A 16,944-nucleotide genomic window follows, 5' to 3' on the forward strand; every position below is an offset into this window, starting at 1 on the left:
TAACGATGATAGAATGACGGATTCGCCCCGCGTGCGAGACCGGAAAACGCCTGCCGGATTTTCTGACGTTTGTATCAAATCAAAATAAGTTATGAGTACTATGGATTCTTTTGCCAGGGAAACCCTGCCAATATCGCTAGAAGAGGAAATGCGCCGAAGCTATCTGGATTACGCCATGAGCGTAATTGTCGGCCGGGCACTTCCCGATGTCAGGGATGGGCTCAAGCCGGTGCATCGCCGGGTGTTGTTTGCCATGCACGAACTGAACAACGACTGGAACCGGGCGTACAAGAAATCCGCGCGTATCGTCGGTGACGTTATCGGTAAATACCACCCCCACGGCGACCAGGCAGTCTACGACACTATTGTTCGCATGGCCCAGGATTTCTCGCTGCGCTATATGCTGGTCGACGGCCAGGGTAACTTCGGTTCGGTCGATGGCGATAGTGCTGCTGCCATGCGTTATACCGAAATCCGCCTGGCAAAGATCGCGCATGAGCTGCTTGCCGATATCGATCAGGAAACGGTGGATTTTGGCCCCAACTACGATGGCAGCGAACAGGAACCCCTGTTATTGCCGTCGCGAGTGCCTAATCTGCTGGTCAACGGCAGTTCGGGTATTGCCGTCGGCATGGCCACCAATATCCCGCCGCACAATCTGAGCGAAGTGATCGACGGATGCTTGTATTGCCTGCGCAATCCGGGTTGTACCCTGGACGAAATCATTGAACTGATTCCCGCCCCCGACTTCCCGACGGGCGGCATTATTTACGGCATCACCGGTGTGCGCGAAGGGTATCGTACGGGTCGCGGACGCGTTGTCATGCGGGCCAAAACCCATTTCGAAGACATGGAAAAGGGCAATCGTCAGTCGATCGTCGTCGACGAGCTGCCTTACCAGGTCAATAAGAAGACCTTGCAGGAGCGCATTGCTGAACTGGTCAATGAGAAAAAAATTGAGGGCATTTCCGATATTCGCGATGAGTCTGACAAGGACGGCATGCGCCTTGTTATTGAACTTAAGCGTGGAGAGGTCCCCGAAGTCATTCTGAACAATCTGTTCAAACACACGCAATTGCAGGATACCTTCGGTATCAACATGGTTGCGTTGGTGGAAGGGCAGCCGCGCCTGCTGAATTTGAAACAGATGGTCGAGTACTTCCTGAGTCACCGTCGCGAAGTGGTTACCCGCCGCACCGTGTTCCAGTTGCGCAAGGCGCGCGAACGGGGACATTTGCTGGAAGGCCTGGCTGTGGCGCTGGCCAATATCGATGACTTCATTGCCATTATCAAGGGCGCACCCACGCCGCCAGTCGCCAGGCAGGAATTGATGGCGCGCAACTGGGACTCATCCCTGGTGCGCGAATTGCTGCAGCGGGCAGATGACGGCAGTGTGCTGGGTGGCAGCGCAGCCTACAGGCCGGAGACGCTGGCCGATATTTTTGGGCTGCAAAGCGACGGACTGTATCGTTTAAGCGACACTCAGGCCCAGGAAATCCTGAATATGCGGCTGCAGCGCCTGACTGGCCTGGAGCAGGACAAGATCGTCAACGAATACCGCGGCATCATGGACGACATCGCCGACTTGCTGGATATCCTGGCCAAACCTGAGCGAATTACCGCCATTATTTCCGACGAGCTTGTGGCTATCAAAGCCGAGTTTGCGACCAATGCCAAGGACGTGCGCCGTTCCGAAGTGATCATGAACGCGACCGAGCTGGATACGGAAGATCTGATCACGCCGGCCGACATGGTGGTGACGCTATCCAATAGCGGCTATATTAAAAGCCAGCCGCTCTCTGAATACCGTGCGCAAAAGCGCGGTGGCAGGGGCAAGCAAGCGACCGCCATGAAGGAAGACGACTGGATCGATCAGTTGTTTATCGCCAACACTCACGATTTTCTGTTGTGTTTCTCCGACCGCGGCCGGGTGTACTGGCTCAAGGTATGGGAAGTTCCCCAAGGCACGCGCGGCTCGCGCGGACGCCCCATTGTCAATATGTTCCCGTTGATCGACGGTGAAAAAATCACAGTTGTCCTGCCGGTCCGTGAATTTTCCGATACCAGCTTTGTGTTTATGGCTACTTCTCGCGGTACGGTCAAGAAAACCCCGCTGTCCGATTTTTCCAATCCACGCAAGGCCGGCATTATCGCTGTGGGGCTGGACGAAGGCGACTATCTGATCGGCGCCGATTTGACCGATGGCCAGCATGATGTCATGCTATTTTCCGACGCCGGCAAAGCCGTGCGTTTCGACGAAAATGACGTGCGTCCGATGGGCCGTACCGCCCGTGGTGTGCGCGGCATGAACCTGGACAACGATCAGCAGGTTATTTCACTGCTGGTGGCTGGTGACGAATCGCAAACCGTGCTGACGGCGACCGAAAACGGTTACGGCAAGCGTACCTCCATTTCGGAATATACGCGTCACGGTCGTGGCACCAAGGGCATGATCGCCATCCAGACCAGTGCCCGCAATGGCAAAGTCGTGGGCGCTGTCCTGGTCAACCCGTCAGATGAAATCATGCTGATCACCACAGCCGGTGTTCTGGTGCGTACCCGTGTCTCGGAAGTGCGGGAGATGGGACGCGCCACGCAGGGCGTGACATTAATCAGTGTCGACGACGGCAGCAGCTTGTCGGGCGTGCGCCGCGTTGTGGAAAGCGATGCAGATATCGAGGCCGATGAAGCTATAGTCGCTGATGCTGATACGGATGCCGCCGAGCCGCCTGTGGACGGGCAGCCGGATCCGCAGGCCGATGGCGGTCCAGACTCTTCGGACAATGCATCAGGCCCATCCGAGGCGCCGGACGACGATACAAAGGACTGATTCTTTCAGGGTAAACCACCTTAATTTCTGGGTAAATCATGGGTACGCAATTTTGGAACTTTTCAGCTGGGCCGGCTGTCCTGCCCAAGCCTGTTCTGGAGCAGGCAGCCGCCGAGATGCTCGACTGGCGCGGCAGTGGCATGTCGGTCATGGAAATGAGTCATCGGGGCGCCGAATTTACGCAAATTTGCGATGAGGCTGAAGACGACCTGCGTACGTTACTGGGGATCTCCGACGACTATGCGGTGATTTTCATGCAGGGCGGCGCCACGGCAGAAAACGCCATCGTTCCCATGAACCTCATTGCGCGCAGTCCCTCCAATAGCGCCGATTATGTTCTCACCGGCAGCTGGTCGGTCAAGTCGCACAAAGAAGCGCAACGCTACGGCACGGTACGCGTGGCCGCCGCATCTGATGTGCAAAAACAGATCGATGGCATTACCTATGCCCCCTGGAGTTGGGTTCCGCCGGCAGATTCATGGCGTGTGCAGTCCGATGCATCTTATCTGCATTATTGCAGCAATGAAACCATCGGTGGCGTGGAAATTGCCGACATACCAGACATTCAGGCACTGGGCGCGCCAGACGTGCCCCTTGTGCTGGATGCATCATCACACTTTTTGTCGCGTCCGCTGGATGTGTCCCGTACCGGCATGGTGTATGCCGGCGCACAAAAAAATGCGGGCCCGGCCGGTGTCACCATGGTCATTGTCCGCAGAGATCTGCTGGGCCACGCGCTCGCTTGTACGCCATCGGCCTTCGATTATGTAAACGTGGCCAAAGAACGTTCCCGCTACAATACGCCACCGAGCTACGGCATTTATATCTGTGGCTTGGTATTCAAATGGTTGTTGCAGATCGGCGGCCTGGCCGAGATTGAGAAGCATAATGTGGCCAAATCACAGGCGCTATACGCCCAGATCGACAGTAGCGATTTTTATGCCAACCCCATACAACCGGCGTTTCGTTCTCGCATGAATGTGCCGTTTACCTTGTCAAGCGACGAGCTGACCCGCTTGTTTCTGAAAGAAGCTGCCGAACATGGTCTGCTGGCGCTCAAAGGACACAAATCTGTCGGAGGCTTGCGTGCCTCTATCTATAACGCGATGCCAATGGAAGGCGTTACTACGTTAATTGAGTTTATGAAAGAGTTCGAGCGCAAGCATGGATAATTCATTACAGAATGCGCTTAAGCCCTTGCGCGACAAAATTGATCAAATTGACCGGACCATTCTGGAACTGCTTAACCAGCGGGCACAAACGGCCATTGACGTAGGCCGGGTCAAACACGAACACCAGGCAGACAGCGCCGTGCTCAAACCCGAGCGCGAGGCCCAGGTTATCCGGCGACTTCAGGAACTCAATCGCTACGGCACATTTACCGAAACCGGTGTGCGTGCCGTGTGGGCCGAAATCATTTCGGTTTGCCGCGGGCTGGAAAAAGGCCTGACCGTTGCCTATCTTGGCCCCGAGGGGTCGTTCTCCGAGCAGGCCGCCATGGAGTTTTACGGCCACTCGGTCCACGCCTTGCCGTGTCCGTCCTTTGATGAAGTATTCCGGGCTGTCGAGGCCGGGCAGGCCGATGTTGGCATGGTACCGGTGGAAAACTCCACCGAAGGCGCCGTCAACAGAACGCTCGATCTGTTCCTCAATTCCACCGTCAAGGTGCATGGCGTTCGCTCTATTCCGATCCGCCACTGTCTAATGAGCCAACACGGCACTATGGACGGCGTCAAATGCATTATGGCTCACCCTCAGGCGTTGGCGCAGTGCCAGAAGTGGCTGTCGCAACATCATCCGACACTTGAGATCGTGCCTGCCGCAAGCAATTCCGAGGCGGCCCGTCATGCGGCACAGGATGAGAGCGTTGCGGCCATCGCCGGCGAAACGGCGGCGGTGTTCTGGAACCTGGGTCTGGTGGCTAACGGCATTCAGGATGACGCCAACAACAAAACCCGTTTTCTGGCTATTGGCAATATTGAAACCGCACCTAGCGGGCGCGACCAGACCAGTCTGATTTTTGCAGTGCCCAACCGCGTCGGCGCTGTCTATGAGATGATCAGTCCGTTTGCGCGCAATGGCGTTTCAATGACCCGCTTCGAGTCCCGTCCTGCCAGAACCGGGCAGTGGGAATATTATTTCTATGTCGACGTATTGGGGCATTGCTCTGACGAGAACGTCGCACGGGCGCTGGAAGAGTTGAAACAGCAGTCCGCTTTTTTCAAAATTCTGGGTTCCTACCCAATGCAATAGAAGGTGAGTTGAATGTCCGGCACAGCGAATGGGTTCGGTATATCCAGTAATGTGAACGCGATGATGCCATACCAGGCGGGCAAGCCCATTGATGATCTGGCCCGTGAATACGGGCTTGACCCGGCCAGCATCGTCAAACTGGCGTCCAATGAAAATCCGTTGGGTATGCCCGAATCTGTTCGTCAGGCAATCGCTGCCTTCCTGGGCGAAGTGCCGGGGCAGGCGCTGGGTCGCTATCCCGACCCGAACGCTTTTTCGCTTAAACAAGCCCTGGCTGCGCATTACCAGGTTCCGGCCGATTGGCTGACGGTAGGCAACGGTTCCAATGACCTGCTGGAAATTATTTCACTTGCCATTCTCGAGCCACAGGCGTCTTGCGTCTATGCCGAGCATGCCTTCATCGTTTATCAGCTGGCAACGCAGGCCCGTGGCGCAACACATATCAAAGTGCCGGCGGCCAACTACGGCCACGATCTGCAGGCCATGTTCGAAGCTATCCGCGACGATACCCGCCTGGTCTTTATTGCTAATCCGAACAATCCGACAGGCACGTTTCATTCCGGTGATGTGATCCGCAGTTTTGTCGGGAAAGTGCATGCCAAATTTGGCAATCGCGTTACGGTGGTGCTGGACGAAGCCTATAACGAGTATCTGGATCCTGAACTGCGCTTCGATAGTGCGCAGCTGGTGCGGGATTTTTCCAATATCATCGTAGTGCGCACCTTTTCCAAAGCGTATGGCCTGGCCGGCATGCGCATGGGGTTTGCCATTGCATGTCCGGAACTGACCGACTATCTTAATCGGGTTCGCCAGCCCTTCAATGTGAATTTGCTGGCCCAGGTGGCTGCAATCGCGGCGCTGCGCGATACTGCGTTTCTGGAGAAAACCTATCAACTGAATCGGGATGGCAAGCAATGGCTTTGCGCGCAGTTGACCGATATGGGGCTGGAGTTCGTTCCCAGTTACGGCAACTTCATTCTGGTACGAGTGGGTGACGCGGCAGCGATAAATACGGCATTGCTACAGCGTGGCGTCATCGTGCGGCCTGTGATCGGCGATGGTTTGCCTGAGCACTTGCGGGTCTCTATCGGATTACCCGAGGAGAATGCAAAATTCATTGCCGCCCTCAAAGAGGCGCTGGGAAAGTGATCCAAAAGCCGACTGGAGACGCGTCGTCTGCTGCTGCGGTGGCTGTTCCGATTCCGGTGCTGGCGGTGGTGGGTGTCGGTCTGATTGGCGGCTCGCTGGCGCTGTCGCTCAAGCGTAGTGGCGTCGTAGGCCAGGTGCTCGGAATCGGCCACGATATGCCTAGCATCAAGAAGGCGCTCGAACTGGGTATCATTGACAATATCGCGACGTTCGAACAGCTTGCACAGGCAGACGTGATTGTTGTTGCTACACCTGTGTCGGCGTTTGAATCGGTATGCCGTGCCATCAGGCCATTTTTGTCGCCGCGGTCTATCGTGACTGATGTCTGCAGTACCAAGCAGCGGGTGATTGACATGGCCCGGCGTGCGCTGGGTGATCGTATCGGCCTGTTTGTACCCGGCCATCCGATAGCCGGTGCCGAGACATCCGGCCCGCAGGCCGCACAGCCTTTTTTGTTTGAACAGAAGCAGGTCATTCTGACCCCTTTGTCGGAAAATAACAGCGATCAGATCGATCGCCTGAGGCGATTGTGGGAGGCCTGCGGGGCAGCCGTGTCTTTGATGGACGCCGCAGAGCATGATCGCCTGTTTGCTGCCGTCAGCCATATGCCGCATTTTCTGTCGGCGCTCTATATGTACAGCCTCTTGAACGACAATCAGACTGAGAGCAAACTAAAATATGCTGGCAGCGGATTTCGTGATTTTACGCGGATCGCCGCAGGGGCGCCGGTTATGTGGCGCGACATCTTTTCAAGCAATCGCGATTGTATGCTTGAAGAAATCACCCGTTTTCAGGCTTGTCTTGAACAGGCTCGGCAAATGCTGGAAAGCGGTAACAACGACGCGTTTGAGGCATGGCTGACTGCCGCCGCCCAGGCGCGTCGAGATTGGGAGAATTCACCATCGTGAGTGATGCAAGTCGATATCTCGCCCCGGCAGCGCGGGCGCGCGGGCAAATGGCGTTGCCTGGCTCGAAAAGCATTTCCAACCGCGTCCTGCTGCTTGCAGCCCTGTCCGAAGGCAGTACGCGAATTGACGGATTGCTTGACTCCGACGATACGCGGGTCATGCTTGCCGCGCTGCGCTCGCTCGGCCTGCAGATTGACGACGCCGGCGATACCCAGGTCGTGGTCCACGGCACAGGAGCGTTTGCGCAGACACAGGCAGATTTGTTTCTGGGTAACGCCGGAACGGCCTTTCGTCCGCTGACCGCAGCGCTGGCCATGGCCCAGGGGCACTACCGGCTGCACGGTGTGCCGCGCATGCATGAGCGTCCGGTCGGAGATCTGGTCACGGCGTTGCAGGCTGTCGGCGCGCAGATTCGCTACGACGGTCAGGATGGATACCCACCTTTGCAAATTTCGCCGGCGCAACTGCATGTCGACGGTCCGATCCCGATCCAGGGCAATGTCTCCAGCCAGTTTCTGACCGCCTTTCTGATGATGGCTCCCATGCTGGCGGCCCAAACCGGCAGTGATGTCACCTTGCAGGTTCAGGGAGAGCTGATTTCCAAGCCGTATATCGCCATTACGCTTCAATTGATGGCCCGCTTTGGCGTGAGCGTACAGCAGGATGGCTGGCAGCGCTTTACCATACCCGCTGGCAGCCGATATACCAGCCCAGGTGCGGTGCACGTCGAGGGCGATGCATCAAGCGCGTCTTACTTTTTGGCCCTGGGGCTGCTTGGCCAGGGGCCGGTGCAGATAAACGGCGTTGGCAAGGATAGCATTCAGGGCGATATCGCGTTTGCGCAGTTCATTGAACGGCTGGGCGCAAAAATTACCTATCGGGACCAATGCCTGGTCTGCGAGCGCGAGCAAAGCATTGCAGACCGGCCCCTGCCGGCATTCGATGAAGATTTTAACCTGATTCCCGACGCTGCCATGACAGCGGCGGTGTTGGCCCTGTACGCCGACGGTCCGTGCATGCTGCGCAATATTGCCAGCTGGCGCGTCAAGGAAACCGACCGCATTTATGCCATGCATACCGAACTGAGCAAACTGGGCGCGGTGGTGGAGTCGGGTCCCGACTGGATCCGCATTACGCCGCCGACAGTGTCACAATGGCAGACTGCCAGAATCGGCACCTACGATGATCATCGCATGGCCATGTGTTTTTCGCTGGCGGTATTTGGGCCGGTGGGCGTCACGATTCTAGATCCCGGCTGCGTCAGCAAGACATTTCCTGACTATTTTGCGGTTTACGATTCGCTGGTCACGACTGCACAGGAAGAGCCGTCATGACTGGCGGTGTGCCGGCAGACGGCCCCATTCCGGTGATTGCCATTGATGGGCCGACCGCCTCGGGCAAGGGGACGGTGGCGGCTCGGGTGGCCAGGACGCTGGGATGGTCGGTGCTCGATAGTGGCGCACTTTACCGGTTAAGCGCGCTTGCCGCCCTCCGGCGCGGTGTCTCTGACACAGACGACCAGGCGCTGGCTGACATTGCGCGCGGTCTGGATATCCAGTTTCTGGGCGACAAAGTGTTGCTTGACAACGACGACGTCACCGAGCAGCTGCGTCACGAACATATCGGCGAGATGGCCTCCAGGATTGCACCGCTGCAACCCTTGCGCGATGCATTGCTGGAGCGCCAGCGGGCGTTTCGGCAGCCTCCGGGCCTGGTTTGCGACGGCCGGGACATGGGAACCGTCGTATTTCCAGATGCAACGCTGAAGATTTTTCTGATTGCCGATGTCGATGCGCGTGCGCAAAGACGCTATAACCAGTTGATCGAAAAAGGTTTTTCTGCTAATCTTGGCGACTTGTTAACGGATTTGAAAGCGCGCGACCAGCGCGATCAGAACCGTTCGGTGGCGCCACTTAAGCCGGCACACGACGCTGTCGTGGTCGATTCCTCCAATTTGGGAGTTGATCAGACTGTCGATTGCATTCTGGCCCACTGGCGCAATCGGATCTGATGGGTTACATGTCGGTCCGGATCGTATTATTTCCTTTGGTGCCACTTTTATGGTTGCATCACAGGTCAAAGCAGTATGTTCAGCGGTCAGGGCAGGCGCGAAGGTCATCTGCGTTATCGTTGAATTCCAAGGGCTTTCGCTTGTGTCAGGCGAAAGATTTTCTCACTCCGCCGCGGCAGGCTGTTCTGCCAAAGCGTGTTTTTAAGGCCAGGAGACCGTTAGGGTCCCAGGATTTTTCTAATGTCATCCATTTCTTTACAAGACGCCACTGGTGGCGAAAGCTTTGCCGATTTATTTGCTCAAAGCGTACAAAACCAGGATATGAAATCAGGTGAAGTGATTTCAGCCGAAGTGGTCCGTGTCGATCACAATTTTGTCGTAGTTAATGCGGGATTGAAGTCCGAATCTCTCATCCCTCTTGAAGAATTCCTGAATGATCAGGGCGAACTGGAAGTGAGCGAAGGCGACTTCGTTTCCGTTGCCATTGATTCACTCGAAAACGGTTACGGCGACACCATCCTGTCCCGTGATCGTGCAAAACGTCTGTCTGCATGGCTGTCACTCGAAAAAGCACTCGAGTCCGGCGAAATGGTAACCGGCACCATCACTGGGAAAGTGAAGGGCGGCCTTACTGTTATGACAAACGGCATTCGCGCCTTTTTGCCCGGTTCACTGGTTGATCTGCGTCCAGTCAAGGATACGACTCCTTACGAAGGCAAAACGATGGAGTTTAAAGTTATTAAACTCGATCGCAAACGCAATAACGTGGTTCTGTCACGTCGCTCCGTTCTTGAAGTGAACATGGGCGAAGAGCGCCAGAAACTGCTGGAAAACCTGAAAGAAGGCGCCATTGTTACCGGTGTTGTCAAAAACATTACCGATTACGGTGCGTTTGTTGACCTGGGCGGTATTGATGGTCTGTTGCACATTACCGATATGGCATGGCGTCGTGTTCGTCATCCATCCGAGGTTCTGTCCGTTGGCCAGGAAGTTCAGGCCAAGGTTCTGAAATTCGACCAGGAAAAAAGTCGTGTTTCCCTGGGCGTCAAACAGCTTGGTGAAGATCCCTGGGTCGGTCTGGCACGTCGCTATCCTCAAGGCACACGCCTGTTCGGTAAGGTTACCAACCTCACCGATTACGGTGCGTTCGTTGAAGTTGAAACTGGTATCGAAGGTCTGGTACACGTTTCCGAAATGGACTGGACCAACAAAAACGTTGACCCGCGCAAAGTGGTCAGCCTGGGCGAAGAAGTTGAAGTCATGGTCCTGGAAATCGACGAAGATCGTCGTCGTATTTCACTTGGCATGAAACAGTGCCGTGCAAACCCATGGGAAGATTTTGCCACCAACTTCAAACGTGGTGACAAAGTTCATGGCGCAATCAAGTCCATCACTGACTTTGGCGTATTTATCGGCCTGCCTGGCGGTATCGACGGTCTGGTTCACCTGTCTGACCTGTCATGGGCGGATTCCGGTGAAGAAGCTGTACGCAACTTCAAGAAAGGCGACGAGATTGATGCTGTGGTTCTGGCTATTGATACCGACAAAGAGCGTATTTCTCTTGGTATCAAACAGCTTGAAGGCGATCCGTTCAACAACTACGTTGCAACGAACGACAAGGGAGCAGTGGTTCCTGGCGTGATCAAGTCTGTTGAAGCCAAAGGTGCGGTAGTAACGCTGTCACTTGAGGTTGAGGGCTATCTGCGCGCTTCTGAAATTTCAGCCGGCCGTGTCGAAGACGCGACCACTGTACTGAAAGAAGGGCAGAACATCGAAGCCATGATCCTGAACGTTGATCGCAAGGCGCGTTCAATCCAGTTGTCAATCAAGGCACGTGACAATGCTGAAACCGCAGACGCGTTACAACGCATGAGCGATACCAGCGCGTCATCTGGTACGACTAACCTGGGAGCTTTGCTCAAGGCGAAGCTCGACCAAGCTAAAGACGATTAAGCTGTGACTAAATCAGAGTTGATTGAAGCACTAGCAGCCAGCTATCCACAGCTGGCTGCCCGTGACACCGACTTCGCTGTCAAGACCATGCTTGATGCCATGACCGTTGCATTATCCAGGGGTCAACGCATCGAGATCCGTGGTTTTGGAAGCTTCTCGCTGTCAACGCGTGCTCCACGGATTGGACGCAATCCCAAGTCTGGCGAGCAAGTGATGGTGCCCGGCAAGCGGGTCCCTCACTTCAAGGCGGGCAAGGAATTGCGCGAGCGCGTTGATTCTGCTTTTACCTCTGCTAACGACACCCGGCAGGATGAATCAGAGAATGGTCAATTTGACGCTCAGGCGGCCAAGGTAGCCAATCTCTGATCAAGCCTGACAGCTGTTCGTTTCTATGATGTCCGAAAACCCCGATTGCAAAATCGGGGTTTTTGTTTTCAGACCGGCAATTCGCATTACAATGACGAATAATTCAATTTCAGGAGCAGGCTAATGCGTTACGTTGTCTGGGCATTGCGAATCATACTTTTTCTACTGGTTTTGTTGTTCGCACTCAAGAACACCGATCCGGTCACGGTGCGGTTTTTTGGTGACTATACCTTTGCCGGTGTACCGCTCATTGTCGTCTTGCTGCTTGCCTTTTTCGTCGGGGCGCTGTTTGCGTGGCTGGTCAGCATTCCAACACGTTTGCGCAAAACTCGTGAAGTCAGCCGTCTCAGAGGCGAGGTCGACAAACTGAACCGTGATGTGGCCGACACCCGCCATTCACTCGAAATGCTAAAAGCAGAAGAGTTGCGCCTGCGCAGCAGTGTGGCTTCAACCAGCACCGCCCTGCACACGCCTGTCCGGGAGACCGCCGTTGGACTTTGAAGCATGGTGGCTGATACTGATTCCCATTTTGTTCGGACTGGGATGGATCGCAGCCAAGGTTGATGTCCGCCAAATTGTCTCGGAAAGCCGCAATCTGCCCGATTCCTATTTTCGCGGGCTGAATTTCCTGCTCAACGAAGATCATGACAAGGCCATTGATGCGTTTGTCGAAGTGGCCAAACTGGACTCCGAAACAACGGAATTGCATTTTGCCTTAGGCAACTTGTTTCGGCGCCGCGGAGAAATCGAGCGCGCCATCCGGGTGCATCAAAGCCTGCTTTCTCGCTCAGATTTACCACGAGCCGACAGGGAACATGCATTGCATGAGATTGCCCAGGACTACTTCAAGGCCGGCATGTTTGATCGCGCTGAAGCGGCGTTCAAGGAAGTCGAAAATACCAGTCATGGCATTTCCGCGACCCGGGCACTCATTCGCATCTACGAAGCCGAACATGATTGGGAAAAAGCCATCGCAGCCGCGGCGCGCCTGCGCGAACTGACTGATGAACCGCTGCCGCAACGGGTGCATTACCATTGTGAGCGTGCGCAGGCCGCATTAAGCGTCAAGGAGCCAGACTTTAATCGTGTGGCCACAGAGCTGGATGCAGCCGAGCGCGAAGCCCGGCACAATATGGAGCAGGGTGGCTCCCAGGCTTCATACGCGCGCATTGCCATTTTGCGCGCCTATCTGGCCCGTCGCTTGGGCAACAGTGATACGGAGCGCCAATGGCTGCTTGCGGCGCTGGAGCGCTCGCCGCAATTTGCCGGCTTGGTGGCAAAACAAATCATGGATAATTTCGCTGCCAGCGATCAGGGCGAGCAGGCAGTCAGCCTGCTGAAAGACCATTATTTTGCGCATCCATCATTAGACGTCTTTGAAGTCGTGTTCGCGGCTTTACGCAAGCAGGGGTTTACCGCCGCCTGGCAGTTTGCCCAGGATTCCCTGCGTCAACATCCTTCGTTGCTCGGGTTTGATAAGGTCTTGCAAACTGAGTTGGCTCACGAGCAAAGCTCGTCCGGGCAGGGCGAACTGCAGCAGCATATGCCCGATTTTGATCTCGCACTATTGCGGGCCATGATTGACAAGCACACCCGCCGCATGGACAAATACGCCTGCAGGATTTGTGGCTTTCAGGCACAGACCTATTACTGGCAATGTCCTGGCTGCAACTCATGGGAAACCTACTCGCCACGCCGCCCAGAGGAATAGTCGTATGCGTGCATTTCCGATAGAAAAAATCAGACAGATCCGCGTTCTGGTCGTGGGCGATGTGATGCTTGACCGCTACTGGTTTGGTGAAGTCGAACGTATTTCACCCGAAGCGCCCGTACCGGTGGTAAGAGTGGCAAAACGGGAAGACCGGCTCGGCGGTGGTGCCAATGTCGCCCGCAATATTGTTGCATTGGGCGGCGGGGTCACGCTGCTGGGAATCGTGGGTGATGATGAAGCCGGGCAACAGATCTCCATGCTGGCCGGCCAAGCCGGAATCGACGCGCATTTGTTAACCGATCCCACCATGCATACCACCTTGAAAATGCGGGTGTTGGGTCGTCAGCAGCAATTGTTGCGGATCGACTTTGAGTATCTGCCCGATGCGCAGACGCTGATGTATCTGGAGCAGCAGTATCGGCGGCTGCTGGACAATCATGACATTGTCGTTCTTTCCGATTATGCCAAGGGCGTGCTCACGCATTGTTCACGGTTCATTGCGGTGGCCCGCGAGCGCAAGATACCGGTGCTGGTCGATCCGAAGGGAGATGATTATGACCGCTACGCCGGCGCCAGCCTGATTTCCCCGAATCGCGGCGAAATGCAACTGGCGGTTGGCAAATGGGATACAGAAGAAGAACTGACGCAATCGGCCCAGAGTCTGCGCCAGCGCCTTGCGCTTGAAGCCTTGCTGATTACACGCTCGGAACAAGGCATGACCATGTATACCGACGCAGGGCGGTTTCATGTGGACGCAGCAGCCCAGGAAGTGTTCGATGTCTCGGGCGCCGGCGACACGGTTCTGGCCACCATGGCAGTGACACGCGCCGCCGGGGCCGACTGGCAGCAAGCGGTGCAGTGGGCCAACAAGGCCGGTGGTATAGTAGTAGGTAAACTCGGAACATCTATTGTAAGTGCAGAGGAACTGACATGATCATCGTAACCGGAGCCGCAGGTTTCATTGGCAGCAATCTCGTGCGCGGCCTTAACAACAGGGGCATTACCAATATTCTGGCAGTCGATGACTTGACCGATGGCGACAAATTCGTCAATTTGCGCTCAGGCATCATCGCCGATTATATGGACAAGGACGAATTTCGCATCCGAGTCAATAGTGGCCAGTTTGGCCCAGTGACTGCGGTTTTCCATCAGGGCGCCTGCTCGGATACAACCGAGAGAAACGGTCGCTACATGATGGATAACAACTATCGGGTCACACTGGAATTGTTCAATTTTTGCCAGGCGCGCAGCATCCCGTTTATTTATGCTTCTTCGGCGGCAGTATATGGTGCTGGACCCAATTATGTCGAGGCGCTTGAAAATGAAAAACCGCTGAATGTGTACGGTTACTCAAAGTTTCTGTTTGACCAGGTCGTACGCGAACGTTTTGAACACCGTACGGCGCAGGTCGTGGGTCTCAGATATTTCAATGTGTATGGCCCCAATGAGCAGCACAAGGGCCGTATGGCCTCTGTCGCTTTCCATAACATGAACCAGTTCCTCTCAGAAGGCCATGTGCGCTTGTTCGGCGGCTGGGATGGCTACGAAGATGGCGGTCAGCGGCGGGATTTTATTTCTGTAGACGATGTGGTGGCCGTCAACCTGTTCTTCCTGGACCATCCGGAACAGTCGGGCGTGTTCAATTGCGGAACCGGCCGGGCACAGCCTTTTAATGATATTGCCTGCGCCGTCGTCAATACTCTCAGGGAAGAAAAAAATGAAACGCGTCTGTCACTGGATGCGCTGGTGCGCGAGGGTCTGATTCGCTATATTCCATTCCCGGACGACCTGAAGGGCCGTTACCAGAGCTTTACCCAGGCCGACACGACGCAACTGCGTGCTGCGGGTTTTAACGCAGCCATGAGCGATGTCGAGCAGGGCGTCTCCAGCTATATCCGTCGACTGCGCAACGGTAACGTATAGCAACGCTCGGCTAGATGCGGCCTGCCGGTAGTTGGATTTTTACCGCCGGACATTGCCATCCGTAAGACGGAGCCATCTGTATCCCGCTGTGGCAAACTACAGGCTCCGTTTCATCACAGGGTGTGCTTATGTTATTTTACCAAGGCGTCCGCCCACAAGCCTGGCTGTTGTGCTTCGTGCTAGGACTTGCCGGGCCCGTTCTGGCGCTGGACCTGAATCAGGCAACGCGAAGTCAGTTGCGTGCCGTCAAGGGAATCGGCGACAAGCTGGCAGATCGCATTTTATCGGCCCGGGCGCAGGGCAGGTTTATTTCCATGGAAGATTTCGCAGCCCGTGTGCCGGGCGTGGGCACGAAAAAACTTAAAAAGCTGCGCAATCAGGGTCTCACTGTTGGGGGTTTGTCCGCCAATTCGGCGGCTATACCGCAAGGTCTGGCTCGACCGATCGGGCCTCATTTTCCGGACGCCCTCAACAGACCGCGCGAACGCCACTCGCCGGACTCCCTCACTCGACCGAAGGAGCGCCATTCTTCGGACGCTGATAGGCTCATGCCTGCCGGGCGCGTTTCTGCTATCACGTACGGGTCAGTGGACAGCTCAAAATCCTCATCCAGCCCGCAGTCCAACCGGCCGCTGCCTGCCATGCCCATGCTGATCCGCCCCCGTCCCCGGGCGACAGAGCCGTCAGCGGTTCGCCCCACGGACTCTGCGGGCGCCGGTCAGCAAGAAAAAACCCATTAGTGGTTCAGGGAATAAGCCGAAAGCGCCGTGTCAGGGGTGCTATGATTATCCCCACATAGCGCCTGTTTAGCCCGGCCCGGGATAGCAGGGTTCGTTTGCAACCTGATGCCCGCCAGGCGGGGTATCTCATTTCATTCAGACCGACCATGACAAAATCGTACCCCACAATCGAAGATACCATCGGCAATACGCCACTGGTGCGCCTGCAGCGCATCCCGCAGCACCTTGGAGAGGCGCGAGGCAATGTTATTCTGGCCAAGCTTGAGGGCAACAACCCGGCCGGCTCGGTCAAAGACAGGCCGGCCTTGTCCATGATCCGGCACGCACAGGCACGAGGCGAGATACAGCCCGGCGACACGCTGATCGAGGCAACCAGCGGCAATACCGGTATTGCGCTGGCTATGGCCGCAGCGATCAGCGGCTATAAAATGATTCTGATTATGCCTGACAACCTCTCCGTGGAACGGCGCGCCTCTATGAGCGCTTATGGCGCCCAGCTGATTCTGACGCCGGCAGACAAAGGCGGCATGGAATACGCAAGGGATCTGGCCCAATCCATGCAGGCCGAAGGCAAGGGTAAAGTGCTGGATCAGTTTGCCAATCCGGATAATCCTCGTGCTCATATCGAAGGGACTGGCCCGGAAATTTGGAACCAGACAGACGGACAAGTGACGCATTTTGTCAGTGCAATGGGAACAACGGGAACGATCATGGGCGTGGGATCCTATCTGAAATCCCGTAACGCCGACATCCAGATCATCGGCGCGCAGCCGGCGCCCGGCGCGTCCATTCCTGGCATCAGAAAGTGGTCGCAGGAATACCAGCCGGCCATTTATAAGCCGGCAGATGTCGATCAGTTCGAGTTGATTACACAACCGGAGGCCGAAGACATGGCGCGCGATCTTGCCGCCAGCGAAGGTATTTTCGGTGGAATTTCGTCGGCCGGCGCGCTGGTGGCCGCCTTGCGCACCGCCGAAAGAGTGAGTAATGCGACCATTGTCTTTATCGTCTGTGATCGCGGCGACCGGTATCTCTCACAAGGCGTATTCAACCCTGTGTAAATACGGCGCAGTAGAACGTACGCCAATAATAGTTTGATT

The 16,944-nt window shown here is 55.8% G+C and carries 15 protein-coding genes; all 15 read left to right on the forward strand.

Features of this window, described 5'->3' with window-relative positions; translation table 11 throughout:
• Positions 1 to 100 precede the first annotated feature (100 nt).
• Positions 101 to 2,830 (forward strand): DNA gyrase subunit A, encoded by a 2,730-nt coding sequence (gene gyrA, locus CAP48_RS10250; RefSeq protein ID WP_100696136.1) that lies wholly within the window; start codon positions 101 to 103, stop codon positions 2,828 to 2,830.
• 38 nt (positions 2,831 to 2,868) lie between these two features.
• Positions 2,869 to 4,002, forward strand: a complete 1,134-nt coding sequence (gene serC / locus CAP48_RS10255; RefSeq protein ID WP_100696138.1) for a 3-phosphoserine/phosphohydroxythreonine transaminase — start codon at positions 2,869 to 2,871, stop codon at positions 4,000 to 4,002.
• Entirely contained in the window at positions 3,995 to 5,083 is a 1,089-nt protein-coding gene (gene pheA / locus CAP48_RS10260; RefSeq protein ID WP_100696140.1) for a prephenate dehydratase, read from the forward strand. Before serC ends, pheA begins: the two co-directional genes overlap by 8 nt.
• A gap of 12 nt (positions 5,084 to 5,095) precedes the next feature.
• Positions 5,096 to 6,232 carry a histidinol-phosphate transaminase gene (gene hisC, locus CAP48_RS10265; protein ID WP_100696142.1) on the forward strand — a complete coding sequence of 379 codons (1,137 nt, stop codon included), beginning with the start codon at positions 5,096 to 5,098 and terminating at the stop codon, positions 6,230 to 6,232.
• Positions 6,229 to 7,140, forward strand: a complete 912-nt coding sequence (locus CAP48_RS10270; protein ID WP_369806336.1) for a prephenate dehydrogenase — start codon at positions 6,229 to 6,231, stop codon at positions 7,138 to 7,140. The genes hisC and CAP48_RS10270 overlap by 4 nt, the downstream gene beginning before the upstream one ends.
• Positions 7,137 to 8,474, forward strand: a complete 1,338-nt coding sequence (gene aroA, locus CAP48_RS10275; protein WP_369806337.1) for a 3-phosphoshikimate 1-carboxyvinyltransferase — start codon at positions 7,137 to 7,139, stop codon at positions 8,472 to 8,474. The genes CAP48_RS10270 and aroA overlap by 4 nt, the downstream gene beginning before the upstream one ends.
• Positions 8,471 to 9,151, forward strand: coding sequence for a (d)CMP kinase (gene cmk / locus CAP48_RS10280; RefSeq protein WP_100696146.1), 681 nt, complete (start codon positions 8,471 to 8,473; stop codon positions 9,149 to 9,151). The genes aroA and cmk overlap by 4 nt, the downstream gene beginning before the upstream one ends.
• Positions 9,152 to 9,391: 240 nt before the next feature.
• Complete coding sequence (gene rpsA, locus CAP48_RS10285) at positions 9,392 to 11,104, forward strand: 30S ribosomal protein S1 (RefSeq protein ID WP_100696148.1); 1,713 nt, start codon at positions 9,392 to 9,394, stop codon at positions 11,102 to 11,104.
• Positions 11,105 to 11,107: 3 nt separating this feature from the next.
• Entirely contained in the window at positions 11,108 to 11,470 is a 363-nt protein-coding gene (locus tag CAP48_RS10290) for an integration host factor subunit beta (RefSeq protein ID WP_100696150.1), read from the forward strand.
• Positions 11,471 to 11,593: 123 nt separating this feature from the next.
• Positions 11,594 to 11,971, forward strand: coding sequence for a lipopolysaccharide assembly LapA domain-containing protein (locus CAP48_RS10295; RefSeq protein WP_100696152.1), 378 nt, complete (start codon positions 11,594 to 11,596; stop codon positions 11,969 to 11,971).
• Positions 11,961 to 13,181 carry a lipopolysaccharide assembly protein LapB gene (lapB, locus tag CAP48_RS10300; protein WP_100696154.1) on the forward strand — a complete coding sequence of 407 codons (1,221 nt, stop codon included), beginning with the start codon at positions 11,961 to 11,963 and terminating at the stop codon, positions 13,179 to 13,181. The genes CAP48_RS10295 and lapB overlap by 11 nt, the downstream gene beginning before the upstream one ends.
• Positions 13,182 to 13,185: 4 nt before the next feature.
• Positions 13,186 to 14,115 carry a D-glycero-beta-D-manno-heptose-7-phosphate kinase gene (gene rfaE1, locus CAP48_RS10305; RefSeq protein WP_100696156.1) on the forward strand — a complete coding sequence of 310 codons (930 nt, stop codon included), beginning with the start codon at positions 13,186 to 13,188 and terminating at the stop codon, positions 14,113 to 14,115.
• A complete protein-coding gene (gene rfaD / locus CAP48_RS10310) occupies positions 14,112 to 15,104 on the forward strand; it encodes an ADP-glyceromanno-heptose 6-epimerase (RefSeq protein ID WP_100696159.1) in 993 nt (330 codons plus the stop codon). Before rfaE1 ends, rfaD begins: the two co-directional genes overlap by 4 nt.
• Positions 15,105 to 15,232: 128 nt before the next feature.
• Positions 15,233 to 15,844: a helix-hairpin-helix domain-containing protein gene (locus tag CAP48_RS10315; RefSeq protein WP_100696161.1), complete on the forward strand. Its 612-nt coding sequence runs from the start codon at positions 15,233 to 15,235 to the stop codon at positions 15,842 to 15,844.
• 146 nt (positions 15,845 to 15,990) lie between these two features.
• Entirely contained in the window at positions 15,991 to 16,905 is a 915-nt protein-coding gene (gene cysM / locus CAP48_RS10320) for a cysteine synthase CysM (protein WP_100696163.1), read from the forward strand.
• The last annotated feature ends 39 nt before the right edge of the window (positions 16,906 to 16,944 follow it).

Source organism: Advenella sp. S44 (assembly GCF_002810445.1).
GTDB lineage: Bacteria > Pseudomonadota > Gammaproteobacteria > Burkholderiales > Burkholderiaceae_B > Advenella.

Excerpts from the sequence above, each read along its gene's own strand:
- gyrA (WP_100696136.1), top strand. The coding sequence starts at position 101 with ATGGATTCTTTTGCCAGGGAAACCCTGCCAATATCGCTAGAAGAGGAA.
- serC (WP_100696138.1), top strand. The coding sequence starts at position 2,869 with ATGGGTACGCAATTTTGGAACTTTTCAGCTGGGCCGGCTGTCCTGCCC.
- pheA (WP_100696140.1), top strand. The coding sequence starts at position 3,995 with ATGGATAATTCATTACAGAATGCGCTTAAGCCCTTGCGCGACAAAATT.
- hisC (WP_100696142.1), top strand. The coding sequence starts at position 5,096 with ATGTCCGGCACAGCGAATGGGTTCGGTATATCCAGTAATGTGAACGCG.
- cmk (WP_100696146.1), top strand. The coding sequence starts at position 8,471 with ATGACTGGCGGTGTGCCGGCAGACGGCCCCATTCCGGTGATTGCCATT.
- rpsA (WP_100696148.1), top strand. The coding sequence starts at position 9,392 with ATGTCATCCATTTCTTTACAAGACGCCACTGGTGGCGAAAGCTTTGCC.
- CAP48_RS10295 (WP_100696152.1), top strand. The coding sequence starts at position 11,594 with ATGCGTTACGTTGTCTGGGCATTGCGAATCATACTTTTTCTACTGGTT.
- rfaE1 (WP_100696156.1), top strand. The coding sequence starts at position 13,186 with ATGCGTGCATTTCCGATAGAAAAAATCAGACAGATCCGCGTTCTGGTC.
- rfaD (WP_100696159.1), top strand. The coding sequence starts at position 14,112 with ATGATCATCGTAACCGGAGCCGCAGGTTTCATTGGCAGCAATCTCGTG.
- CAP48_RS10315 (WP_100696161.1), top strand. The coding sequence starts at position 15,233 with ATGTTATTTTACCAAGGCGTCCGCCCACAAGCCTGGCTGTTGTGCTTC.
- cysM (WP_100696163.1), top strand. The coding sequence starts at position 15,991 with ATGACAAAATCGTACCCCACAATCGAAGATACCATCGGCAATACGCCA.